The sequence below is a fragment of the Alteromonas sp. ISO5 genome, assembly GCF_058105165.1.
This window is the reverse complement of record NZ_CM176572.1, coordinates 2,363,475-2,389,043: the sequence shown is the minus strand read 5'-3', so window position 1 is coordinate 2,389,043 and position 25,569 is coordinate 2,363,475. Positions and strand designations below refer to the sequence as shown.

Below are 25,569 nucleotides of genomic sequence, written 5' to 3'. Positions count from 1 at the left end.
CTACAATGCCGCAGCAAATGCGGTACGGGGAACAAAATGAGCACAGCACCAACAACTACTATCACCTATCAGGACCAGCTTCAGGCTAAAGTCGACACCTTATCGTCACTGCTGGACCCTTTTTATAAGCAAACCCTGGATGTTTACCCGTCGCCTGAGCAGCATTACCGCATGCGCGCTGAATTCCGCGTATGGCATGATGGTGATGATCTTTATTACATCATGTTCAATAAAGAGACCAAAACCCCCTACCGGGTCGACGAGTTCCCGGCGGCTTCAGAAACCATCAATGCGTTAATGCCGCGTATTATTGAGCTGGTAAAGCCCAATGCTGTGCTCCGCAAAAAGTTGTTTCAGGTCGATTTCCTGAGCGGGTTATCGCAGGAGTGTGTGATCAGCCTGCTTTACCATCGCCAGTTAGATGAAGAATGGCAAGCGCAAGCCGAAGCACTGCGCACCGAGTTGAACAAAGAGTTTAAGGTCAGCGTTATCGGTCGTGCACGCAAACAAAAAGTGATCCTGGGTGACGACTTTGTTATCGAGAAGCTGCCTGCCGACGGCAAAACGTACCGGTTTAAACATATCGAAAACAGCTTTACGCAACCTAACGCCTACGTGAATACCCATATGATTGAATGGGCCATTGCGCAAAGCCAGGGGTTAACCGGCGATCTGCTGGAGCTGTATTGCGGCGCGGGGAATTTTTCCATTCCGCTGGCCGCGCACTTTAATCATGTGGTAGGCACCGAAATAGCAAAGCCTTCGGTGGAAGCGGCGCAATATAATATTGCGGTAAACCAGCTTGATAATGTACAGATTGCCCGGCTGTCTGCCGAAGAGTTTGTTGAAGCACTGGCCGGTAAACGTCAGTTTGAACGGCTAAAAGGCATTGAGTTGGCTGAACGACAGTTTAATACGGTGCTGGTTGATCCGCCTCGAGCGGGGTTGGATCCAGCCACCACACAAATGATTAGTCAGTTTGATAACATTATTTATATATCCTGTAACCCGCACACGCTGGTTGCTAACCTCGACGCACTGTCGGCAACTCATAAAGTAAGCCGAGCCGCACTGTTTGACCAGTTTCCCTTCACTGACCACATGGAGTCAGGAGTGTGGCTGACTCGCAAAACCTAGATTTTTTATGCTTGCGTGTCGGGCATCGTTTGCCAATAGGCAAGGCTGCCCAACTGGATAAACCGTAATTGGCGCTTTAGCCTGTCACTGATGTCATTTTTGAGAATCGTGTCTGCCTCCAGGGCATCCGCGCCGGCACTGAACACCAGGCGTACCATGCTTTCGGCCTGTAACACGGCAATATCATGGGGAATACGCAGTTGCTCAATGATGTAGTCACTCAGTTCGTCGGTGAAGTGCTGGATTTCACGGGACACTGCCAGTCGGTAAGCAGCCGAAGTGCCGGTATGCTCTCGCAGTAACAAACGAAAAACGTTACTGTTGGCAGAAATAAACTCCATAAAGGTATCCACCGACGTATCAATAACGCCACCACCGGAAGCAATCCGCCGCCGGGCCTGACGCATTAACTGGCGTAGCGCTAGTCCGGCTTCGTCAACCAGGGTTAAACCCAGTTCGTCCATATCCTTGAAGTGTCGATAAAAAGAAGTGGGGGCTATACCGGCTTCCCGAGCGACTTCACGCAAACTAATCGCCGACAGGGTGCGATTTTCATTAAGTAGTTGAAACGCACCAGCTATTATATTTTGTCTGGTTTTTTGTTTTTGTTCCTGACGGCTCAACGACTGTCCCCGACTGATACCTATGGCTTATTCTTAAGACTAATCTTAACGGTATTTCCCTTGCGAAACACCTCTTTTAAAGCTAAATTAGCGTACAGTTGTAAGCTGAGATAGAAATAAATGAATAAGCCACGTCTAATCATTACTAATGTGCTGGTCTTTGTGGTGACCGGACTTATCGCATTTGTAGGAGCTCCGTTATGGGCTTTCTCACATGGATTTGATACCACTGAAATAATCACCACTATTGTACTGTTTTTCGTCACTGGCATGTCTATTACTGCCGGTTATCACCGTTTGTGGGCGCATAAAACTTATGAGGCTCACCCTGTCGTAAAAGTCTTCCTTGCCATTGGCGGCGCCATGGCACTGCAAAACAGTATTTTACACTGGTCCTCAGATCACCGGGTGCACCATCGCCATGTTGATGTAAACGACAAAGACCCCTACTCAGCCAAAAAAGGTTTCTGGTTTTCACATATGGGCTGGATGCTGCGCGAGTATCAGTCACACCGCTACAACGATTACAGCAACTGTAAAGACCTGCTGAAAGACAAAGTGGTTATGTGGCAACACAATCACTATCTGGCTATCGTATTAGCGGCAAACCTTGGTATCACTGCATTACTTGGCTGGATCAATGGCGACATTCTGAGCATGATTCTGATTGCAGGCGTATTCCGCCTGGTCATGGTTCACCATGTGACTTTCTTTATCAACTCCCTTGCGCATATTTGGGGCAGCCGTCCTTACACCGATACCAATACCGCACGGGACAACGGAATAATCGCGTTATTCACATTTGGTGAGGGGTATCATAATTACCACCACATTTTTGAGTACGATTATCGTAACGGCATTAGGTGGTATCAATACGACCCAACCAAGTGGTTGATTAAGGGGCTTTCCTATATAGGCTTAACCAAAAACCTGCGCACCTGCCCCGAAGAGCGCATAGAGAAAGCGCGTTTGGCCATGCAGTTAAAATATGCCAGCCAAAAAGTGTCTAAATTGCCGAATGCAGAAGAGGTAATGCAAAAACTGCAGCACGAGTATGATGTACTGATGCAGAAGATGACTGACTACTACACCACTAAAAAGCGTATTATGACGTTACGCAAGAATCACCTGTTAAAGAGCATGGAGCGGCTGGAACTGGACTTTAAATATAAAGAGCTTAAGCAATCATTGCTGCTACAAAAAGAAAAATGGCTCAAGCTTAGTCAGATGGAATTTTCCTTTAGCTAATCCCTTACCCGATTTTTCCGTGGTGGGTGACTGCCCACCACAATTTTCTGCACAGTATACTTTCCGCTTACCTCTGTCATCCTGACTTGATATTTCTCAAACTTCGACGAAACTTACTCCTGTACCCCAAAACTTATTTCGACGCAAAACACCACCGGCTATGAATTCTGGCAGGAGATGAGGGAGTGTGAATGAACGAGCTGTTTGAGTTTAGCGCAGAGGAAGATATTGCCGACACATCACAAAAAAGTTGGGTGGTTCTCAGTGTAGAAGATAATCAACCTTACCAGGATGTACTGGAGATGGCCTTACAGGAAGTCACCTTTGAAGGCCGCTCCATTGAGCTTCTGCGCGCGTCATCAGCGGCATCTGCGGCAACAATATTATCTAAACGCCAGGACATCAGCCTGATCCTGCTGGATATCGTGATGGAAACAGACGATGCGGGCTTTTACCTTATTGATACAATCCGCAATATTATTGGCGACGACCTGGTCAGAATTATTGTGCTTACCGGCCAGCCCGGTGTAAAACCTCACGACAAGGCCATTAACGAATACAATATTTCGGAATACTGGAATAAAACCGATCTAAGCGCTGATAAGCTCAAAAGTGTGGTAGTAAGCAACCTGAGAACCTGGCAAATGTCTCAGGAACTCAAGATCGCACGGCGTGGTTTACAAATGATCGTTGATGCCTCGCGGTCGCTCACCGCCAAGCAGGATACTACAGAATTTTCCCATACGGTGTTAGAAGAAATAGCCAGAATACTTAACGTCCCTAACACCGGTGGTATTGTTTGTATCGTTAAGTCGGGCATAGAAAGTTTGCAATTGGCTCCTATCGTGGCTACCAGCAGCCACTTCAGGGAGTTTATCAATGCCCGCCTTGAATCAGTCTTTACTGTTTATGAGAAAAACAGAAAAGCGTTGGTCGAAAAAGCAATCTTCGATGCCTGGCAAACTCAACAGCACATTTTCGAGAAGGATTTTTCACTGCTGTTTTTCGACACCAGTGAGCACGATAACAAGCAATATCTTATGTTGGTGGACTCTCCTAACCCACTTGATAAAAACCAGCTTAATCTTTTACAAGTGTTTGCAGAAAACATTAGCTCCGGTTTTATTAATCAGGCTCTAATGAGCAAGCTGAGTCAGTTAGCCTATCTTGACACGCCAACCGGCATTCATAATCGCAACTGGTTGGTAAGAGAATTAAACCAACAATCTTCCTATCACCTTAACAACAGCTCACTGGTATTGTTCCGCTTACTGAACTACGACACCGCAGAAATGGTAGCCGGAAGTGAATATGCCACCAAAATGTTCAAGGTGTTTTGTGACTTTATCAAAAAACAACTCAACAACCATTACTTACTGGCCGTCTGGGATGAAGAAACCGTTGCTCTGGTTTTCACACTAGACAACAAGCCCTCTGAGGACAAGCTTGCGCAAATTCGACAAGCCACTATTGAAATGGATGAGCTCGACATTCAGCTTCAGTTTCAGGTAGGCATAATGGATTTTAAAGACAGCCAGTCTTTAAGACTCTCTGAGATACTGGTGCTGGCCAATAATGCACTGGCCAAAGCCTATCAGGCTGGTACGCCCATCTATCACTTCGACCATGCCATGATTCAACACCTCGCTAACCGCATGCGAATTCTTACCGCATTGAAGTCGGCCTTAACTACCCGGGAAACGTTTTTCCTGGTGTTGCAACCCAAGGTTCATCTGGCCACCGGAAAACCGGTCGGCTTTGAAGCCTTACTGCGCTGGCGAATAGATGACAACAAGCTGTGCCCGCCGTCAGAGTTTATTCCTATTGCTGAGGCGTCGGGTTTAAGCCTTGAAATATCGGAGATGGTGTTGGCTAAAACCATTGAAGCGATTCAACGTTTACACCATGAGGGGTACGCACTACCGGTTTCATTTAATCTGGCTAACAGTGATATTGTCAGCCCGATTATATTTAACGAAATTAACCGGTGTATTGATGAGCATGAAATCGATGCTTCGTTATTGGATATCGAAGTTACCGAAACCCAGGCAACGGAAGACTACGCCATTATCAACCCCATTCTGCGCTCTTTTATGGAAAAAGGGGTTGGCGTGAGCATTGATGACTTTGGTACCGGTTACTCCTCGCTATCTCAGCTTGCAGATTTAGCCGCCACTACCATTAAACTGGACCAAAAATTCGTTAACGATCTGTCTGCTGAAAATAAGGATAAAACCCTGCATATTATTCAGATGATAGCCCGACTAGCAGAACGCTTTGCCTTTAAACTGATTGCAGAAGGCGTGGAAACCGAAGAGCAGCGCCAACTGCTTATGGAGAATGGCTATCAGCATGCCCAAGGCTATTATTTTGCCAAACCCATGCCCATCGATGAACTGTTACGCTGGATGGATCAAACCTAAACTGAAACAGAGAGAAGCACATTGCATATACCGGCTCGTTGGCGATACCTATGGTTGTTTTTCATTGTTCTGATGTGCGCACTGGTATTTCGCTTATCCTACGTTGATCGCTTCAACGAACTAAAGTATCCCTATGAAATTCGCCAGGGCGCACTTATCGATCACGCCGCACTACTCCTGAACTCCAGGGTAAGTCTGGTAGAAACGCAGATTCGACTATTTCGTCATGAGCTCGAGTTACTTCAGCCAACGAGAACTGAGCTTGAACAGGCAATGATCTCCATGTTCAAGTTGTACAGCGATTCGTTACAGGTACGTTGGATTAATCTACAAGGCTTCGAACAAGTGCGGTTGAATAAATCCGTCAACAATGACGTAGTAGCTGTGCCTACCGAAGAATTACAAAACAAGTTAAACCGCTATTACGTTGAAGCTGGGCTTACCCTGGCCAGCGATGACGTGTTTATCTCTCAAATTGATCTTAATGTAGAACAAGGCGTGGTAGAGCAACCATTTCAGCCTACACTGCGGGGAGTAATCAAAGCCAGTTTAGCGAGTATGGGAGACGGTCTGCTGGTCATTAACTTTGATTTACGCTCATTACTGGAGGAAGTGGCTGCTCTCAGCAAGAATGATATCCGTGTATTGGTAGCCGCCGGTGAAGACCGCTGGATAGTGCACCCGGATAAGAGCCATGAATGGCGCAGCGATCTCAACGCGGAGCCTTCTGATATCGCAACAGACCTTCCTGAATTGGTGCATTTAATTGAAGATGATGGTGTTGCTCAAGGCGCTGAGATTAACAATCAGCTTTATGCTGCACAGCGCATTAAATCGCTTTATAACAACGAAGGCGGTTTACAAGACATTGTAGTGATTAGTCGAACAGCCCCATTTGCACTGAGTACTCTGAAGGAGCGAGCGCTGTTGCACGGCACGTTATTCGCCCTTGCTACCGCTATTGCCGGTTTGGTTTTGCTAACTTTGTATTCCCGTTACCTCAGGGAAGTGAATACGCTAAGTGTTAAATTGGAGAAAGAACGGGACACCCTGAAAAACACGCTGGAACGTCAGTCTTCACTTATCAACGAACTGGCTGAGACCAAAAAGCTGTCATCATTAAGCATCATGGTCGCAGGTCTTGCCCACGAGCTTAATACGCCTGTAGGAGCTACCCAACTCGCACTCTCCAGTCAGGCATCTTTACTGGAAAACTTGATTGAGAATAAGAATACCGGTCTGACCAAATCGGCATTCGACAACTACCTTGAGCAGTCCGGTAAATCCTTACAACAAGCGAAACGCAATAATCAACGGGCAATCGAATTGATCCAGAGCTTTAAACGCCTCACCTTTGAACGAGCCAATAATGAACTCAATACCTTTAATGTCTCTCAGCACCTTGATGATCTCTGCAAGTCTATCCACGGACTGTTGAACAAACACAACATTCGACTGGACACCAGGCTCCCCAACCATATAACCCTTACCGGTTATGCCGGCGCATTTAGTCAGATTGTACAAATTATTATTAACAATGCCATCGATCATGCTTTTGATAACATGGCGGGCGCCTGCATAGGAATAAGCTGCGAAAAGCATGGCAACGATATTATCGTTATGATCCGTGATAACGGTAAAGGTATCGCAGCAGAAGAGTTAGCCCACATTTTCGAACCCTTTGTCACGTCTAAAAGGCATCATGAACACACCGGGCTGGGGCTGCACATGGCGCAAGTCTGGATACAACAGGCTTTTTCCGGCGATATTCGGGTAGAATCAACGCCAGGCAAGGGGACAACTTTCAAACTGATTTTTCGCTCGGCGCGAAAACTGACAAATAAATTAGCCAAGGATAAAAAAGCGGAGAACCCCTTTATCTGAAACGAGGAATTAATCGTTGCCGCAGGCAGTCAGAAAATCCTAAACATATCAGTATTTTTTGCTACTATAATTTTGATATCTCCCACTTATTCAGTTAACGCAAGTTGAACAGCGCATAATTATGACAACCAAAAAGAAAACAGCTAAACCCAACTATCAATTTGACGCGATCGTGATTGGTACCGGTCCTGGTGGTGAAGGTGCTGCCATGCAGCTGGCCAAAGCTGGCAAGCGAGTCGCAGTAATCGAAAAATATCACGCAGTGGGTGGTGGCTGTACTCACTGGGGAACCATCCCATCTAAAGCGTTGCGGCATTCGGTGAGTCGTTTGATTGAATATAACAACACGCCATTATTCGCTGATAATCATGTATCCCGTAGTCTCACCTTTTCAGACATCATGAAGCATGCCAGCGGCGTGATCCGCAGTCAGACCCGGCTTCGTTCAACCTTTTATGATCGCAACAGAGTCACGCTAATTCATGGTGAAGCCAGTTTTATTGATGCTCACACGGTTGAAATCACCCGTAACGACGGTTCCAAAGAAATTATCACCGGCGAAAAAACCGCTATCGCCACGGGTTCTCGTCCGTATTGTCCAAAGGACATCGATTTTAATCATCCGAGAATTTATAACTCTGATACGATTTTGAATCTCGATCATGAGCCGCAATCCATTATTATTTATGGTGCAGGGGTTATTGGTACTGAATATGCGTCGATATTCCGGGGATTGGGCGTAAAAGTTGATCTGGTGAATATGCGTGATCGGCTGTTGTCTTTCCTTGATGCCGAGATTTCTGACGCCCTGAGCTATCATTTATGGAATAACGGCGTTGTGATCCGTCATACCGAAACCTACAGCTCAGTTGAAGGCAGAGAAGACTCGGTTATCTTAAACCTTGAATCCGGCAAACGGATGCGTGCCGACTGCTTGCTTTTTGCTAACGGCCGAACCGGTAACACCGACATGCTCAAGCTGGAAAATATCGGCTTGAAAGCCGATTCTCGCGGTCAGCTTAGAGTAAATCATAACTATCAGACCGAGGTAGATAACATTTATGCCATCGGTGATGTTATTGGCTATCCCAGTCTGGCCTCAGCCGCATATAACCAGGGTCGTTTCGCGGCTGAAGCTATGTTGCACGGTAATGCTAATGCCCAGTTGGTAGAAGATATTCCGACAGGAATCTACACTATCCCGGAAATTAGTTCTGTGGGTAAAAATGAACAGGAACTCACGCAACTTAAGGTCCCTTATGAAGTGGGCCGTGCCCAGTTTAAACACTTGGCCAGAGCGCAGATTGCGTCTACTCAGGTCGGGAGTTTAAAAATTCTCTTTCATCGTGAAACCAAAGAAGTACTGGGTATCCATTGCTTTGGTGAGCGTGCTTCGGAGATTGTTCATATCGGTCAGGCGATTATGCAGCAACAGGGCAGTGGCAATTCCATTGAATATTTTATTAATACCACGTTTAACTACCCCACCATGGCGGAAGCCTATCGGGTGGCCGCACTCAATGGTTTAAACCGGGTCTTTAGCGACTAAATATTAACGCCTGAAACGAAAAAAACCGGAGATAAACTCCGGTTTTTTTATTCAGTCGATGCTGAAAGCTATTTTTGCTCGGTGGCGTTACGCACTAACAGTGCATCTCTGTGAGCGACGATATCGATAGTCATTTCTTCGACATTAAAAGTCATAGTTGCCATCGCATACTTGCTGCTGTTGGTATCAGCAGTTTCAACAATACTTTGTTGAGCAGCCTGGAAGTTCATGTTGTTGCTGATTGTATCAACCATACATGTACTATTAATTTCAAACGTCTTAGCGTCCATACAAGAAAATGCTTTATCGTTACCGGTGTCAGCATGCGCCACACTAGCTCCAGCAAGCAACAGTGATGCTAATACAACTTTACGCATGAGATTATCTCCTTTTGTTAACGATATGTTTACTGTACTGTATTTTTGTCCAATTAGCAAATTGCAAAATCACAGCTTTATGACAGTAATATGACATAGACGGTAACAAATCAAAAGAATCTCATTTCTGGTTAGTTTGCGCTTTTCGCAGCCAAAAACTCAACCAGGCTCGGAAATGGCATAGGCCGACCAAACAAATATCCCTGGGCTTCATCACAGCCGAGCTTAATCATAAAACTGGCCTGTTCACGCTTTTCGATACCCTCTGCAATGGTGGTAAGGCCGAGTTTACTGCCCAGGGTAACGATGGTTTCGGCAATGAAGGCCGTTTCGCCAGGACGGATTTCGGCGACAAAGGAGCGGTCTACCTTAAGTCGATCCAAGGGTAGCTTTTGCAGGTAGCTCATAGACGAAAAGCCGGTACCAAAGTCGTCGATAGCGATAGTCACACCAAACTGTTTGAGGTCAGTGAGCGCATCGATGACTATCTGCGGCTCATCCATTACCACACTCTCTGTAATCTCCAATTCAAGTAAACTAGGACTTATCCCGGACTCTGTGATTAAGCGTTTTATACTCTTAACAAACTGCGGATCACGAAACTGTGGAATAGACACATTTACCGCAACCCTGAGATTCGGATAACCGAGTAAAGCGAGTTCCTGAAGCCGTTTGCATGACTCTTCAACCACCCAGTAACCAATATCAACAATAAGCCCTGAGTACTCAGCCAGCGGCACAAACTCAGCTGGTGAAATAAAGCCGCCGTTGCCGTCGGGCCAGCGCAATAAGCCTTCCATACCAATGACTCTTTCGCTAGAGATATCTACCTGAGGCTGAAACCAGAGTTCCAGTTTGCGGGCCGTAAAGTCGTTTCGCAAACGGCGGATCATATGCAATCGCCAAGTGGTTTGCTCTTCAATTTCAGGGGCAAAATACTCAAAGTTAGTGGTGGGGATTTTCTTTGCCCGGTTAAGCGCAATGTTGGTTCGTTTAAGTATATCCACACCCGCTTCCGGCTTACGCCCCAGCAAACACAAGCCAATGGTGACATTCAGTGGCATGGTGTTATCACCAGCACTAAAGGGTTGCTGAAAAGCCTGATTAATGAGCGCCGGGGTGATCTCTTCAGATTTGCCAAACAGGCCAAATACGTCGGCAGCAATACGACTTTTCTTAACTTCTTCACCAAAGCAGTTGTGTAGCCGTTGCGCCACGGCTTTAAGAAGATCGTTGCCGGCTTCCTGTCCCAATCCGTCGTTGATATCTGAAAACTGGTTTATATCAATTAACGCCGCGCAGAGCTGTTCCTGGGTATGGTAGTTTTTTGAGTGATCGAGAATATTAATAAACTCGTTACGGTTGGGCAGCCGTGTTAGCCAGTCTCTGAAGGCGGCGTTACGCAACTCATGAAACAGATAAACGTTTTCATACCCGACTGAGATACTAGACAGGAACACTTCCAGCAGTTGCTTATCCAACTCACTGATCTCGCTGTGCAGATTTAAATAAACAGCCGCTTCAAAGCCCGAGCTATTTAAGTAAAGCACGGATACACCGGCGTCAAAAATATGCTTCTTAAGACGTAAACAGCGGCCGACATGCTCAACTATCAGCGCATTATGCAATGACTCGATGCGTTCATTTATGTAGGTGGCGTAATCGCCAGCAGCGCCGAGTACGTAAACGCCATCATCATCGCGATCGAGCACCGAACCCGCCCGGGCACACACAATACCTTCCGCTTCCAGCCCTACCATCGAACTGATTTGGGTAACGATTCCCTCACAAAACCCTTTAATAGAATGCTCTTCCAACAGATTGGACACTGAGTGGATGATTTTCTGCAAACCAATCCGGCTTTGATTAATGGTCAGAATTTGCTGATATGACCGAACCGAAGAAATGACCGTAGTGAGCAATTTTGCCCGAGTCAGCTCTGTTTTAGTTTTGTAGTCATTAATATCGTAGGTTTTAATTACCTCTTCTTCAGGGGCAAAACCTGGCTGGCCAGTGCGCAGTATAATACGCGGCTCATGGTGGTTCAGCGTTTCACGAAGATAACGCACCACATTCAGGCCGGCATCATCTGTTTCCATCACCACATCAAGCAGGATGATAGCAATGCTGCTACCGTATTCATCGAGTATGGCTTTGGCTTCTTTGCCGGAATAGGCATGAAGAAAGTTTAACGTGCGATCGTGAACTTCAAGGTCGGATAAAGCGAAGCGGGTTACTGTATGGATTTCTTCATCATCATCAACGATCAAGATATTCCATTCCCGTTTGTTGCTCTGTTCTAATTCCTGATGGGTGTCTTCATCAAGAAATACCAGCTCATCGTTATCGTATTCCGCAGACATCTTGTGTACGTTGTGACCAATATTATCAGTATCCTACCCCTAATATAGAGCTTTGCATAGTAAACTTCCTATACACTAAAGTCGAAACAGGGTATTTTTAGTTATGGGTTTACGGCTAATGTTATGAGATGAAAATACCCACACACACCTCAGCCACACAATGGACCAGCGCTACCGGTGCTACCGGTAAGGAACGTAAAGTCCCAAAGTCTGTCAGTGAAGAAACGTCATCCGCCAAACGCCGCTCTACGCAGCATAGTAGCTCAACTCAACACCGCATAACTCACTGGTTCTCCTCTATCGGTATCGAGCAGTCGGCGCTGGACTACTCCACTCACCCTTCCCGGCAACTGGCCCAGTATCAACGTTTACGGGAACAAAAGCGCCTGAAAAACTTGCAAAAAATCATGTCGGTAGCCTTATCTGTATCCACCGGCGATCAGTCACAGGAACAGGTCGACCCGGACTGGTTTCACTCGTTTATTTCCATGGCTGAAAACATTTATTCACCTACCATGCAGGAGTTGTGGGGAAAAATTCTTGCGGTGGAGGTTCAGCGGCCTGGTAGCTTTTCGTTACGCAGTCTGGAAACGCTAACCAAACTGACCCAGCGGGATGCAGGCTTATTTAGTCGGGCGTGCCAGTTGGCCTGTCGGCGCAACAGCGATCCGGCGCCCATAATCATTACCGGATTCCATCAACAACCCGGATTGCTCAATACACTGTTTACGGCACCCTCTGCACAAACTCAACTCGCACAGTTTGGACTTTCGTACACCGATATTCTTGCGTTGGGCAGTATGAAGTTATTGTATTCTACAGAGATTGAGACTGGTTTACTGGACAAGGGCGTATCCATGGCCCTAAAGTTTTCGACCGAAAACCTGACGTTAGAAGCGCGAAGCAAGCAGTTGCTGATAACGTATTATAAGTTTACTTCGGTAGGCAGTGAGTTGGCACGCTTGCTGGCAAAACAGCAATCAGAGGCGTTTACTGCACATATTAAATCGCTGTTTACTCCACATTTCATTGTGGAGTAAACAACCATCTTACAGCCTTTAGATACCGTCACCGAATTCGTGAAGGCCGCATTCGCGCTTAAGCCCAAAGAAACGGGTATCCTGTTCACTCATCCCTTCCTGTAGTGACTGGGTGGTATGCCAGTCACCAATGGAAACATAACCCTGCTCCCACAGCGGATGATAGGACAGGCCGTTATCTTTGAGGTAATAGTGCAAATCCTTATTCGACCAGTCGATAATCGGATACAACTTAAACTGGTTACCGGCTCGCTGTAGTACTGGCAAATGCTGACGTGTGTCGGCCTGGCTACGACGTAACCCGGCAAACCAGGTTTGCGCACCAAGCTCTTTTAACGCTCGTTGCATTGGCTCAACCTTATTCATTTTGTTGTACCGCTCGATGCCATCAATCCCCTGCTCCCACAAGCGGCCGAAGCGCGCCTCCTGCCAGGCTGGTGACATATCACTGCGATACACCTTTAAGTTGAGTTTGAGCTGTTCAGCCAGTTCATCAACAAACTGGTACGTTTCCGGAAACAAATAACCCGTGTCGGTTAATACCACCGGAATATCAGGTTTTGCCTGGGTAAGTAAATGCAGCATAACCGCCGATTGTGCGCCAAAACTTGACGACACAATATGGTTACCCGGCAAATACTCCAGGGCCCACCGGATACGCTCTGATGCATCCAGTGTTTCCAGCACCTGATTGATCGCCGCCAGTTCCTCATCACTGGTATCAGAGGTAATCGGCTGACGAATCGATTGAAGATCGTGATCAGTCATAAAAATCCTGAGCGGAGTTGATCACCGGGGCAATCACGCCTGTGCGCACTACGAAATCGCCGAATGACTCATTCGTTTCACGCGAGCCGGCCCACTGGCCAACAAGCTCATCGAGAATAGCCATGATTTCCTGCTCGGTGATGTTTTCTTTAAACATACGAGGAATACGAGTCCCTTCGCGGTTACCACCTAAGTGCAGGTTGTAGCGGCCCGGACCTTTACCCACCAGACCAACTTCCGCCAGCATGGCGCGACCGCAACCATTAGGACAACCGGTTACCCGGAATATCACGCTGTCATTACTCAAACCGTGCTTGGCCAGTAGCTCGTCAAGCTGGTCTACTGCGCCGGGTAAGAAGCGCTCGGCTTCCGCCATTGCCAGCGGACAGGTAGGTAATGCTACACAAGCCATGGAGTCTAAACGCTGCGCCGATACGTCTGGCTGAATTAGACCGTGCTCTTTGGCTAGCGATTCAATAGCTTCTTTTTGATCGGCTGGCACACCGGCCACAATCAGGTTTTGGTTAGCCGTCATGCGGAAATCGCCCTGGTGAATTTTGGCAATTTCGCGGCAACCGGTTTTCAGGGTCTTATTCGGATAATCCAGAATACGGCCGTTTTCGATAAACAACGTTAAGTGAAATTTACCATCTATACCTTCCACCCAGCCAATGCGATCGCCACGGCTGGTGAATTCATAAGGCTTGCTCTCGGCAAACGTTACACCGGCACGTTTTTCCACTTCAGCGCGGAAGTTATCCACACCAACGCGCTCAAGGGTATACTTGGTTTTCGCATTTTTACGATTCACCCGGTTGCCCCAGTCACGCTGAGTGGTTACCACTGCTTCAGCAACGGCCAAAGTATGCTCTAACGGGATAAAACCAAAGTCATCAGCTTTACGTGGGAACGTGGTTTTATCGCCATGGGTCATGGCCAGGCCACCACCTACCAATACGTTAAAGCCCACCAGCTCGCCGTTTTCGGCAATGGCGACAAAGTTGAGGTCGTTAGCATGCACGTCCACATCGTTTTGCGGCGGGATAACCACGGTGGTTTTAAATTTACGTGGCAAGTAGGTGTCACCGAGAATTGGCTCCTGATCGGTGGTTTCCACTTTCTCACCATTTAACCAAATCTCGGCATAGGCGCGGGTTTTTGGCAGTAAGTACTCACTAATTTTGGTAGCCCAGTCATAAGCCTGCTGATGCACTTCTGATTCAACCGGGTTAGAGGTACACAGAACGTTACGGTTTACGTCACCCGCGGTCGCGATAGAGTCAATCCCTACCGAGTTAAGGGTTTGATGCATTAACTTAATATTGGGCTTTAACACGCCGTGAAACTGGAAAGTCTGACGGGTCGTTAAACGAATACTGCCGTACATGGTGTACTCATCAGCAAACTTGTCGATGGCCAGCCATTGCTCGGGGTTGCAAACGCCACCCGGTAAACGGGCACGCAGCATTACGTTGTGCAATGGCTCTAATTTTTGCTTGGTACGCTCACCGCGGATGTCACGGTCGTCCTGCTGATACATGCCATGAAAGCGGATCAGCTGAAAGTTATCCGCGGTAAACCCACCGGTTAACGGATCCTGCAGATCCTGTTCGATGGTGCCGCGCAGATGGCGACTCTCTGCCTTAAGGCGTTCGTTGTCGGCCAGTTTGCCTTCAACAATAAAAGGAGACTTAGTATCGCTCATTAGTAGACATCCTTCTGATATCGTTTGGCTTTGCGCAGTGACAGTAAGTAAGCCTTGGCTTCTTCATCACTCTTACCACCGTGGGTCCTGAAGATTTCAAGCAGCGCACTTTCAACATCTTTGGCCATTTGGTTAGCATCGCCACACACATACAGGTGAGCACCTTCTTCTAACCATTCGTAAACCGCCTTACCTTCTTCAAGTAAGCGATGTTGGACATAAATTTTGTCTTTCTGATCACGGGAGAAAGCCAGGCTGATTTTGCTCAGCAGACCACTTTTCACGTAGCCTTGCCACTCAAGCTGATACAGGAAGTCCTGAGTAAAGTTAGGGTTACCAAAGAACAACCAGTTTTTCCCTTCAGCCCCCTGGGCGTCGCGTTCCTGCATGAACGAGCGGAATGGTGCAATACCGGTACCCGGACCAATCATGATCACAGGCGTGTCAGGATTTTCCGGTAGCCGGAAGTTATCGTTTGGCTCAACAAAAATGTCTACTTCGCCGCCTTCTTCTAAACGGTCACACAAGAAACCTGAAGCGCCACCCTGATGACGGTTACCAAAGGCATCGTAATCCACGTGTGCAATGGTTAAGTGAACTTCATCTTCCACTTCTGACTGGCTCGACGCAATAGAGTACAGGCGTGGCGTGAGTGGACGACAAGCCGCCACAAACTGCTCAGCCGTTACCGGATGCGGATGGTCGCGGACAATATCAATGATCTGACGGTCGGCCAGGTAATCGCGCAGCGCGGCTTTATCTTCCAATAATTTACCTAACGCTTCACAGCCGGAAGCTTGCTGATAGGCTTTAACAAAACCGGGATAGCTCAGGGTCAACTCCAGTTTATTGATCAGCGCGTCTTTAAACGACAACTTGTGCTCAGCGACAGTCACTTCCTGATCAGCAGACGCCTGGATCAGCGTAATAATTTCGTCTGCCAGCGCGGCATCGTTCTTAAACCAGACACCCAGCGCATCACCGGCCTGATAAACAATACCGGAATCTTCCAGGCTGATTTCGATGTGGCGGATATCTTTAACCGAATCACGTCCAGTGATTTTTTGCGAGGTTAACAAGGTGGCCTGATAAGGCGCTTTCTTGGTGTACACCTGCGCCGCAGTACCCGCCGCTACGGCAGAACCGGTTTGCATCGCAACGGCAGCAGAGCCTGCCGAAGTAAAATCTTCTTTCAACGTTTCAATAAGTTTATCTACCCAGGTCTGGGCTTCCGCTTCGTAATCAACGTCGCAATCTACGCGCGGCACAACCAGTTTGCCGCCCAGCTTCGCCAGGCGCTCGTCGAAGTCTTTACCGGTTTGGCAGAAAAACTCGTAGCTTGAATCGCCTAACGACAATACAGCGTATTTCAGTTTATCGACTTTAGGAGCTTTTTTGGTACCCAGAAAGTCATGTAACTCGATGGCATCATCCGGCGGTTCTCCTTCACCATGAGTACTGGCCACAATGGCGAGGTGCGTTTCATTTTTAATCTGGCGCGGTTTGTAATCGGCCATACTGATTAATTTACTGGAGTAACCTGCCGCTTCCACTTTAGCCTGTAACGACTGGGCAATACCCTTGGCGTTACCGGTTTGCGAACCGAACAAAATGGTTAGTACCGGCGCATCGCCGGTCGCTGCGGTCACGGCTGCAGCCTGCCCTTGTGGTAAAGCTTGCCCGGACGCAGCCAGACCCGCCAGGTAACCACTTACCCAGGTTAACTGCTGTGCGTTTAACCCGGAGATTGACTGGGTAATAGCATTCCATTGCGGCTCACTCAGAATTGCTCCTGGTGCACCGACTGAAGTGTTTTGGTTGTTAGAATTTGCTGACATAACTCATTAGCCTTATTTGCATACTACTAGGCTAATGAGTTTTCTTGATAACTGGAAAGAATTAAAATTACTTTTTTATATCTTAAAATACTAGAAGTGAATTTCAAGACCGGCAAAGACGCCGTCGAAGCCCAGATCAGCGTAGATATCATCCAGATCTTCAATGTCTACAGTCATATCACGATAGCCGACCTGTAAGGTCATATCGATAGCTAAATTCTCGACAAAAGAATAAGTTAGTGCAGCCTGTATATCACGAACCTCGTGGTCGTCAAAGGCCAGATAGCTACCTTCAGCGTAAACACCTAAACCAGTGAATGGCAGGCCAAACTCCACCCGACTGTAGGCCATTGGGATAATGCCTTTGAAAGATGCCTCGCCATTTTCGCCGCTATCAACGTCTTCAACGTAGAACGTACCGTCGATGTATTTACCGTTGACACCAATGTCAAAGCTAACCAGATCATTATCGAAGATCTCGTAATAAAGGATCAGATCGGCACTATCGATGCTTGCATCGGTTAATAGCGAGGTGTTGGCTTCATATACAGTACCTTCAAATTCAAAGGCTGCATTCAGGTTGGTTACACCGTCGGTATCCAATTGCAGATAATTAACCTTTACATTGGGGACCAGCGGTACAAAGTGCTCAAACGCCACGTAGAGTGAAGCGTTTGTAGTACTGTCAAAATCAAAGTCAGCCGTATTGGAGGTTTCTGAGAAACCGCCCGAAGTTGAAGTGTTCCATCCCTGGGCGCCAGCATAAATACCCAGCAGAGTATCTGCATTAGTAGCTGGGGCAAGACATAACGCCCCAAGAGCGGCGGCAATGACACGTTTTTTCATCGTTTATCCTTGATTGAGTAATTCAGATAACTCAATTATGGCTGCATTTGCACGAGAAATATAGTTCGCCATGACTAACGAGTGATTAGCTAACATACCAAAGCCACTGCCATTGAGTATCATAGGGCTCCAGATAGTCTGTTGAGTTGCTTCTAGTTCTTTGACTATCTGTTGTAAACTCACTAACGCGTTTTTGTTTTCAAGAACACTGGCAAAGTCAACTTCAATGGCTTTGAGAAGGTGTAAAAGTGCCCAGGTAGAACCTCTGGCTTCATAAAATACATTATCCAGTTGCCACCAACTGGTGCGGGTTTGAATAGAGCTTGGACGCGGTGTGCTGTTGGAGGCAGACTTATCGCCCGCCAGATCAGTATTTACCCGCTCGGCCTCAACACTGGCGCTGAGTCGCTGCGACAAACTGCCAAGCTTTTTCTCAACCTGTTTTAAATACTCACGGAGGTTGTCAGCGCGGGTGTAAAATTGACTGTCACCCAGGGTTGGGTCGGCCAGATCATCGCGGTACTGGCTCAGGTAATCAATAGCTTCTGAATACTGAGATTCCGCGGAAGGAAACAGCCAGTTACGGCTGTCGATATTGAATTTCGGCTGCGCCTTCACCAAATGGGGGTTTTCAACCGATTGCGACTGAGAACGGCTGAAGTCCTTGCGCATAGACAGCGACATGTCACGCACCATTTCCAGCACCCCAAATTCCCAGCTGGGCATATTATCGAGGAACACGGAAGGTGGCATTACATCGTTTGATAAGTAGCCGCCCGGTTTATCCATAAGGGTATCGGCAACTGTGATCAACGTGGTAGTAATGGTATAACCAGGCACTGGCTGCGCATTGGTGCTGCTCATTTGTGCCCTGGCATTCGCTTTAACGTCGAAAGTATCGGGTTCGAAACTCCAGTAAAAACCAACCAGCCAAAGAAGCAGAAACAAAACACCTACGGTTATACTGACGGTTTTTACATTTAAATACTGTTTCATAGTTTTCCTTGTTTGCGGTTGGCCTTTCTGGTGAACAAGCTGCCATACATTCAAAGTATGGCCCATTATGCTAAGTTGTTCATCTCAGAAAGTAAATCCACGGAGGTTGGTTCAGGCTGGCGAACGAGAAATCAGGCTGTTGCGCTATTTGATTTCCCGACCAGCATGACAATGCCAACAATTAACAGTACCGGCCAGAAAACACCTACCCCGGCAAACACCAGTCCTCCGAGTACCGCAATGGCGGCGATGCCCAGGGCTGCGGCAATACTCATGGCTACCACAAAGCCAATAACGACTAACAGTACACCAACCCCGGCCATAATTAACCATTCCAGCGTACCACTAACCAGCTCATCGCCCATTACCAGATGTAAATCAAACCAGTCGGATGCCACGCCGCCCAGTACTTTGGTCAGAACAATGGCAATCAGGATGGCAAGAATAAAGTTTTTCATTATGCTCTCCTTGGTAACAGGATTACGGCCGCGACATAAGCAGGCAAGGTGATCATTGGCATGAACACTAAGCCTAACGCGGCTCCGGCGCGAACCCAAACCGGATCGATATCGGCATAGCGGGCTACACCAGCACATACACCTGAAATAACGGCCCGACCTAAATCTCTTGAAAGACGTTTTTTTTCATAAATAGTTTTCATAACCTAACTCCTGCTTGAATGAACTGGTTGCTGGCGAGGCCCGCACCGTGCGGGCACTTATGCGTTTAAGCGGCTTGTTTAGCTTTTAACGCTGCCAGTTCCTGCTCAATAGACTCATCTTTCTCAAGGGCATCGAACTCTGCCTGCAATGAGTTCTTCGAAGCACTCTCGGTCAAATCATAAGCTTCTACCCGTGCTTCCAGTTCATCGACCCGTTGCTCATAATGATCGAAACGCCCCATAACACTTTCCAGCTTGTCACTGTGCGTTGCCTGTTTGGCCTGCATTCTTACTGAGGCCGACTGACGACGCACTGCCAGCGCTTTCTGCTTGGCTTTGGCTTCGTTTAACTTCTCATTTAAACGACCGGTATCTTCCTGCACTTTCAGCAGAGCTTCGTCGATTACCTGCAAGTGCTCCTGCAGCTCGGTTTGTTTCGCTTCCAGCTCTTTCTTTTCTTTCAGTGCTGCGCGAGCCAAATCGTCCTTCCCTTTACTGACTGCCAGTTCTGCATTTTCCTGCCAGTGAGCGGCACGTTTTGCCAGATTATCAATTTGACGGTTAAGGTGCTTTTGCTCAGCAATATGCTGTGCTGCCAGCGTGCGGATCTCAACCAAAGTTTCCTGCATTTCCTGAATAATCAGGCGGATCATTTTTTCAGGATCCTCTGCCTTATCCAGCAGCGCGTTGATGTTAGACTGAATGATGTCGTTGATACGTGTGAACATTCCCATAATTAAATCTCCGATTGGCGAAACATTTTTAAAAAATTACTTAACACTTGCTTAGATATAACAATTCGCATGCCAACTTATAACCAATTGAATTTATTGACTTAAAATTAAAACTTTTATTCAGCACGTCGAATCCAACACAATCAAAACCACATGTTAGTAATATTGACTAACTGTTTAGCTTAATTGACCAAAAGCGAAATCCGACGCTGTTAAAGATGTTCACATCAATGATAAACGGCACCAGTAAACGCAGAAGAGAGCTTCAGGTAAGAGATAAATGCAGGATAGCAAGAAGTATTAAAGGGTTTATCGGGCCCGGAGGACAGGCAGAGCTTACAGGGAAAGAACTAAAAAGCTGCGCAAAAAAAAACAGGTAACGTTTTTACGGTTACCTGTGCCTTCGAATTTGTCTTAGTAAGACCTGGGACCTTATGGATCTGACCCTTTGTACGTAGCTCCGTATTGCTGATGTCACCAAAGCGCAAAGACCTATGCTGACTATCGGTAAAAGTACTACGTAGCTGGCGAGTAATGCATGGCTGAACATCATAGCCAGTGCTGCCTGTTACTCGCTATCAGCCTGTTTGCTTTCCTGCGCAGTATTTGCCGTCAGTTCCTGTACCGATACTTTACCTACTGGCGCATCAGACAGCGATATATGATAAGTGGCGTTAGCAATGTTTTGCTGAACTTCACGGCTGATTTCGGCCTGAGTCACTGATACAGCACTGGAGATCAGGCTGCTCATTAAACGCTCTACCGCTGATTCCTGAGCATTAGCCTGAGCACTAACAGACAGACCTAAAGCAACGACTGAAGTAATGATGATTGATTTGATTTTCATGGTGTTTCCTCTATTTAGTTAAACAAGTGATTTGTTACACACTAGATAGCGAAAGCTGTGCCATTCTTTCAAAATATTTTAATATATTGAATTTAAATGACTTTTTATTTTCAGACGGACACACCAATTGTCGTATAAAAAAGATGCACACTAACAGTTGGTTAATTTAACCAAATAACATTGTGAAATTAACCAACTTCTTTTGATTGATACTCTATCGCTTTCGATGCTGTTTCCTGCATCGCTGCCAAACCATTCATCAGCAAGTTGGGATCCGGTTTTTTGCCCGTGCCCTGCTGACTCAGGTAACGTCGCCATACTCTGCCACCCGGTTGCCCCTGAAACAGCCCAAGCATATGCCGGGCGGCGTGCCATGGCTTAAAGTATGGCGCATCCTGACGCTCAATGTATGCCTGCATCAGCCGGACAATTTCTGCCCGGTCCAGCGGTTCTGCGTGGTCACCGTAAAAGCGCTTGTCAACCCCGGTCAACATGTAGGGATTGGAATACGCCTCGCGGCCAATCATAACGCCATCGACCTGATTAAGATGTACTTCGGCCTGTTCCAGGCTGGTAATACCGCCATTTATCGAAATGTTCAGCTCGGGATGCTGTGCTTTTAACTGGTACACCCGCTCGTAGTTGAGTGGCGGGATATCACGGTTTTCTTTCGGACTGAGCCCTTGCAGCCAGGCTTTTCGGGCATGCACGATAAACGTATCGCATCCGGCCCCTGCCACCACATCAATAAAACGGCTGAAGTCTTCGTACTCGTCCATATCATCAATGCCAATCCGGCATTTCACGGTAACCGGAATATCCACTTCGGCCCGCATGGCTTTGACACAATCCGCCACTACCTGAGGCTGACCCATCAAACACGCACCAAAACTGCCGTTTTTCACCCGGTCGGAAGGACAACCAACATTGATGTTTACCTCATCGTAACCGTATTCCTGGGACTTAACCGCACATTGTGTCATATGCTCCGGATCGCAGCCGCCCAGTTGCACAGCCACAGGATGTTCCTCTTCATTGAACCCGAGATAATCGCCTTTACCATAAATAATCGCGCCACTGGTTACCATTTCGGTATACAACAGCGTGTGGCGGGATATCAGCCGCAAAAAATACCGGCAATGCCTGTCTGTCCAATCGAGCATTGGCGCGACTGAGAGTGTGCGATTTAAGGGGAAGTTAGACACAACCATTACCTATACAAATTATATTAGAAACTAACCTTTGACGTAACCATCAAGCAGATCCATGGCGATGGGGCCAAGTAGTTTACTTGCGTAGGGCATAAAAACAAAGGGCAGATGACTTTTTGTCAATTTATAATGGTGGTTTCGAGCACTAAACCGCACACGTGATCCGAATAAGTCCACTGCTCCAGAACTTAACTCTATTCGCTAACTACAGCACAGTAACGGCGGATAAATTCCTCATGCGATGGCATGGATTCTGCCGTTTTCGCTACAGACATGCGCAGCATTTGCATGTTTTTAAGTAACGCCTGAGCGGGTACCCTATCCACCAGCACATCGTAATGTTGCGGGTAGATCCCCTGCCCCAGCATAACGGCCAGCCAGCTATGGGGCGTAAACAGATCTTCCGGGGATGGAATTATCCGGCCACTGCTGCGAAATATTTCCAGTTTCGCTGCCAGCGAATCCGGAATATCCATATGCTTTACGTAGCGCCAGAATTCCGTATCCTCGCGCTCTGTAGCATTATAGTGGAGCACGATAAAGTCGCGCAGGCGTTCATAGTCGGCGGACATTAATGCATTATACTGAGCTATCTCTGCGCGGTTACAGCCTCGCCCCGGCCACAGATTCACGAGTCGCTGGATCCCCATTTGAGTGAGGTGAATACTGGTGGACTCCAATGGCTCTATAAACCCGCCAGCCAGGCCAATGGCCACGCAATTCTTTTCCCAGAATGCTTTGCGATGCCCGGTACGAAACTTAAGCGGCAACGGCTGCGTTTGCGGCTCCCCCTCAACGCCTGCAAGTAACTTTTGCAACGCCTCATCCTGAGCCAAAAAGTCACTACTGTAGACATGGCCATTCCCCAGCCGGGTTTGCAGTGGTATGCGCCAGCGCCAACCTGCATCGTCGGCAGTGGAGCGGGTAAACGGGTCGGGCGCTTCGGTTAATTGGGTTTGCACAGCAATGGCCCGGTCGCAAGGTAAATAGTGATGCCAGTCGACAAATTCACTTTGCATTGCACCATCAATCAACAGCGCCTTAAAGCCGCTGCAATCAACGAATAAGTCTCCGGCAAGTACCTGCCCGCTTTGTAACGTGACTGATTTCAACAGACCAGCACTGTGGTCTTGTTCGACACGGTTAACAATGCCCTCAATGCGTTCTACATTACGTTGTTCAGCATAGCGCCGGAGCATCTGTCCATAACGGGCAGAGTCGAAATGATAAGCGTAGCGCATGGTCGATAATATGGTATCAGCGCTCCCCTGAGGCGGCGTAAAGCGACCTTGCTTTGCCGCTACGGTACACAGATTATAATCGCTGAGATTACCCGGTGCATCGGCAGGGATTTCCCCATTTGCTGCCATTGCATTTAACCGGAGCCACAGTTGATGAAAAGAGAACTCCGGCGTATCGCGGCCATAAAACCCAAACGGGTGAAAGTAGCTTTGCCCCTTTTGATACCAGTCGACAAAGTCGATGCCCAGTTTGTAAGTGCCCTGGCACTCGCGGAGTAAATCGTGCTCTTTTATGCCGAGAAAATCGTTAAACTCCATCAACGTTGGAATTGTGGCTTCACCCACGCCTATCACGCCGATATCTTCGGATTCCACCAAGGTAATATGGGTTTCCGGCGGCGCAATGCGGGCAATCGCCGCAGCACACATCCAGCCTGACGTGCCACCTCCTACTATCACCACACGATTTACTTCAGGTGTATTGACGGGGCTAGCAGTCCGGGTCATCGACGAGCCCTCCGTGGTTGTGGCTTAAAGCCACTCTGACACACCTCGGTAACCAACTCCCGGTGGCTGGGAACTGCCCGTTTGGCATTCTCGCTTTGCTGGCGGATGCTGGCAAACTCGTTACGTGCATCATCAAAGAAACGCAACGCGCCCTCACGGGCCGAGATGTCGGTTTTAAAGCCCATACCATAGAGAATATATTGCCAGCTGTTTTCATCAAAAATATCGTGGCTGGCATCAATATCTAAAAACGAAGGCGGCCGGTGACGCCACTGTTCCAGCTTTCCTTTAAGGTATTCAGAAGCCGTGGCCGGGTCCTGATTGTCCCGCCAGAACGCGGTATCATCACGCTCGGTAAGATAGTAGTGAAGTTTGATGAAGTCTTTAACGTGTTCGAAGCGCTTACTCATAGCGTTGTTAAACTGTGTGGCAGACCGTTCATAATCGCCGGACCACGGAAATAAGTTACACAGCATCAGTGCCGCCACCTCAGCAAAGCTTATCCCCGTGGCTTCCAGGGGCTCGATAAAGCCCACCGACAAGCCAATTCCTACACAATTTTTATGCCACTGGAGTTTACGATAACCCGGCTCAAATTTCAGTAAGCGGTGTTGCAGGTTATCGGCCGCCGGCCCGATATGCACCTTGAGGGTAGCGACTGCGGTTTCTTCGTCACAATACTTCGACGAATACACATACCCCAATCCACGGCGCTCATGCAATCCAATATCCCAAATCCAGCCGTAATCTTTGGCGGTAGTATAAGTACAGGATGGTATCGGACATCCTGCCTGCTCATAGGGTACCTGCAGAGCAACGGCCCGGTCGCAGAACAACTCATTCTTATAGGAAGTAAATTCCGAGCCCATGGTTTCACCAATGAGTCTGGCGCTGAAGCCGGTACAGTCAATAAACAGATCGGCCGTCAGATCGCCATGCTGCCTCGCAGTAACTGCAGCAATGGCACCGTCGTCATCCAGCTTCACATCGTCGATGGTGTCGATGAGCCGTTTTACCCCCATCTCCGTGGCCCGCTTACGCACCAGCGCAGCCAGCTTGGTCGCATCAAAATGGTAGGCGTAATTAAGTGGCGCCTCATAATTGGGGTGCGATATTAGCTTAGGAGCTAGTTTAGCCTCTACCGCCCGCTCCTGCACGGTGCAGCATTCAGACCAGGGGACATCCCCTGCTACGCCTAGCAACCAGTAGGGCAACAGATCCATATCAGTATGCTGGGAGGCTACCTGAAAGGGGTGAAAATAGCTGTCACCCGGGTCGTCAGCCGGGTTCTTCTTCCAGTTATTAAAACGGATCCCCTGCTTGAATGTGGCATCCGCGTGTTTAATTAGATCGCTTTCGTCAAGGCCAATACGGCCCATGGTTTTACGAATGATAGGAAAGGTACCCTCGCCTACGCCGAGGATACCGATTTCTTCAGATTCGACCAGAGTGATTGATACGCCACCGGGGGTGTCTGCTGCCAGCATCCGTGCCATGTACGCTGCGGTAATCCAGCCTGCGGTGCCACCGCCAACAATCAATACACTCTTCCTCATCTTACATTTACCTTT

The 25,569-nt window shown here is 47.8% G+C and carries 21 protein-coding genes; 6 read left to right on the top strand and 15 right to left on the bottom strand.

From position 1 onward, the window contains the following. Positions 1-36: 36 nt before the first annotated feature. Positions 37-1,137, top strand: a complete 1,101-nt coding sequence (gene trmA, locus AC2T0J_RS10825; RefSeq protein ID WP_489810142.1) for a tRNA (uridine(54)-C5)-methyltransferase TrmA — start codon at positions 37-39, stop codon at positions 1,135-1,137. A 5-nt stretch (positions 1,138-1,142) separates the two neighbouring features. Here trmA and fabR read toward each other — a convergent pair whose 3' ends face one another. Continuing rightward, positions 1,143-1,760: an HTH-type transcriptional repressor FabR gene (gene fabR, locus AC2T0J_RS10820; protein WP_489810141.1), complete on the bottom strand. Its 618-nt coding sequence runs from the start codon at positions 1,758-1,760 to the stop codon at positions 1,143-1,145. A gap of 120 nt (positions 1,761-1,880) precedes the next feature. Here fabR and AC2T0J_RS10815 point away from each other — a divergent pair, with 120 nt between their 5' ends. The 4 genes from AC2T0J_RS10815 (at position 1,881) to sthA (ending at position 8,864) form a co-directional block, all read left to right on the top strand. Continuing rightward, a complete protein-coding gene (locus AC2T0J_RS10815) occupies positions 1,881-3,008 on the top strand; it encodes an acyl-CoA desaturase (RefSeq protein WP_489810140.1) in 1,128 nt (375 codons plus the stop codon). Positions 3,009-3,199: 191 nt separating this feature from the next. Continuing rightward, on the top strand, positions 3,200-5,431 hold the full coding sequence (locus tag AC2T0J_RS10810; RefSeq protein ID WP_489810139.1) for an EAL domain-containing protein: 2,232 nt from the start codon (positions 3,200-3,202) through the stop codon (positions 5,429-5,431). A 21-nt stretch (positions 5,432-5,452) separates the two neighbouring features. Next, the gene (locus AC2T0J_RS10805) at positions 5,453-7,315 is read left to right on the top strand and encodes a sensor histidine kinase (RefSeq protein ID WP_489810138.1); all 1,863 of its coding nucleotides are present in this window, start codon (positions 5,453-5,455) and stop codon (positions 7,313-7,315) included. Positions 7,316-7,436: 121 nt separating this feature from the next. Then, entirely contained in the window at positions 7,437-8,864 is a 1,428-nt protein-coding gene (gene sthA, locus AC2T0J_RS10800; RefSeq protein WP_489810137.1) for a Si-specific NAD(P)(+) transhydrogenase, read from the top strand. Between the two features lie 68 nt (positions 8,865-8,932). Here sthA and AC2T0J_RS10795 read toward each other — a convergent pair whose 3' ends face one another. Continuing rightward, a complete protein-coding gene (locus AC2T0J_RS10795) occupies positions 8,933-9,241 on the bottom strand; it encodes a pyridine nucleotide transhydrogenase (RefSeq protein WP_489810136.1) in 309 nt (102 codons plus the stop codon). Between the two features lie 131 nt (positions 9,242-9,372). Then, positions 9,373-11,604, bottom strand: a complete 2,232-nt coding sequence (locus tag AC2T0J_RS10790; RefSeq protein WP_489810135.1) for a bifunctional diguanylate cyclase/phosphodiesterase — start codon at positions 11,602-11,604, stop codon at positions 9,373-9,375. A gap of 128 nt (positions 11,605-11,732) precedes the next feature. Between AC2T0J_RS10790 and AC2T0J_RS10785 the strand changes: the two genes are divergently transcribed. Then, a complete protein-coding gene (locus AC2T0J_RS10785; RefSeq protein WP_489810134.1) occupies positions 11,733-12,644 on the top strand; it encodes a TIGR03899 family protein in 912 nt (303 codons plus the stop codon). Between the two features lie 18 nt (positions 12,645-12,662). On the opposite strand, the gene AC2T0J_RS10780 is transcribed toward AC2T0J_RS10785, so the two are convergent. The 12 genes from AC2T0J_RS10780 to AC2T0J_RS10725 form a co-directional block, all read right to left on the bottom strand. After that, positions 12,663-13,412, bottom strand: a complete 750-nt coding sequence (locus AC2T0J_RS10780; protein ID WP_489810133.1) for a phosphoadenylyl-sulfate reductase — start codon at positions 13,410-13,412, stop codon at positions 12,663-12,665. Next, positions 13,405-15,117: an assimilatory sulfite reductase (NADPH) hemoprotein subunit gene (cysI, locus tag AC2T0J_RS10775; RefSeq protein WP_489810132.1), complete on the bottom strand. Its 1,713-nt coding sequence runs from the start codon at positions 15,115-15,117 to the stop codon at positions 13,405-13,407. The genes AC2T0J_RS10780 and cysI overlap by 8 nt, the downstream gene beginning before the upstream one ends. Then, positions 15,117-16,955, bottom strand: a complete 1,839-nt coding sequence (locus tag AC2T0J_RS10770; RefSeq protein WP_489810131.1) for an assimilatory sulfite reductase (NADPH) flavoprotein subunit — start codon at positions 16,953-16,955, stop codon at positions 15,117-15,119. Before AC2T0J_RS10770 ends, cysI begins: the two co-directional genes overlap by 1 nt. A 90-nt stretch (positions 16,956-17,045) precedes the next feature. Continuing rightward, positions 17,046-17,801: a TIGR04219 family outer membrane beta-barrel protein gene (locus tag AC2T0J_RS10765; protein WP_489810130.1), complete on the bottom strand. Its 756-nt coding sequence runs from the start codon at positions 17,799-17,801 to the stop codon at positions 17,046-17,048. A 3-nt stretch (positions 17,802-17,804) separates the two neighbouring features. Next, positions 17,805-18,797 carry a DUF2333 family protein gene (locus AC2T0J_RS10760; protein WP_489810129.1) on the bottom strand — a complete coding sequence of 331 codons (993 nt, stop codon included), beginning with the start codon at positions 18,795-18,797 and terminating at the stop codon, positions 17,805-17,807. A 131-nt stretch (positions 18,798-18,928) separates the two neighbouring features. Further along, entirely contained in the window at positions 18,929-19,255 is a 327-nt protein-coding gene (locus tag AC2T0J_RS10755) for a hypothetical protein (protein ID WP_489810128.1), read from the bottom strand. After that, positions 19,255-19,458 carry a PspC domain-containing protein gene (locus AC2T0J_RS10750; RefSeq protein WP_489810127.1) on the bottom strand — a complete coding sequence of 68 codons (204 nt, stop codon included), beginning with the start codon at positions 19,456-19,458 and terminating at the stop codon, positions 19,255-19,257. The genes AC2T0J_RS10755 and AC2T0J_RS10750 overlap by 1 nt, the downstream gene beginning before the upstream one ends. A gap of 65 nt (positions 19,459-19,523) precedes the next feature. After that, complete coding sequence (gene pspA / locus AC2T0J_RS10745; RefSeq protein ID WP_489810126.1) at positions 19,524-20,192, bottom strand: phage shock protein PspA; 669 nt, start codon at positions 20,190-20,192, stop codon at positions 19,524-19,526. A gap of 568 nt (positions 20,193-20,760) precedes the next feature. Beyond that, positions 20,761-21,039: a hypothetical protein gene (locus AC2T0J_RS10740; protein WP_489810125.1), complete on the bottom strand. Its 279-nt coding sequence runs from the start codon at positions 21,037-21,039 to the stop codon at positions 20,761-20,763. A gap of 188 nt (positions 21,040-21,227) precedes the next feature. Continuing rightward, positions 21,228-22,250 carry a tRNA dihydrouridine(20/20a) synthase DusA gene (gene dusA / locus AC2T0J_RS10735; RefSeq protein ID WP_489810124.1) on the bottom strand — a complete coding sequence of 341 codons (1,023 nt, stop codon included), beginning with the start codon at positions 22,248-22,250 and terminating at the stop codon, positions 21,228-21,230. A 194-nt stretch (positions 22,251-22,444) separates the two neighbouring features. Continuing rightward, complete coding sequence (locus tag AC2T0J_RS10730) at positions 22,445-23,998, bottom strand: tryptophan halogenase family protein (protein ID WP_489810123.1); 1,554 nt, start codon at positions 23,996-23,998, stop codon at positions 22,445-22,447. Next, a complete protein-coding gene (locus AC2T0J_RS10725) occupies positions 23,995-25,554 on the bottom strand; it encodes a tryptophan halogenase family protein (protein ID WP_489810122.1) in 1,560 nt (519 codons plus the stop codon). Before AC2T0J_RS10725 ends, AC2T0J_RS10730 begins: the two co-directional genes overlap by 4 nt. Positions 25,555-25,569: the final 15 nt, after the last annotated feature.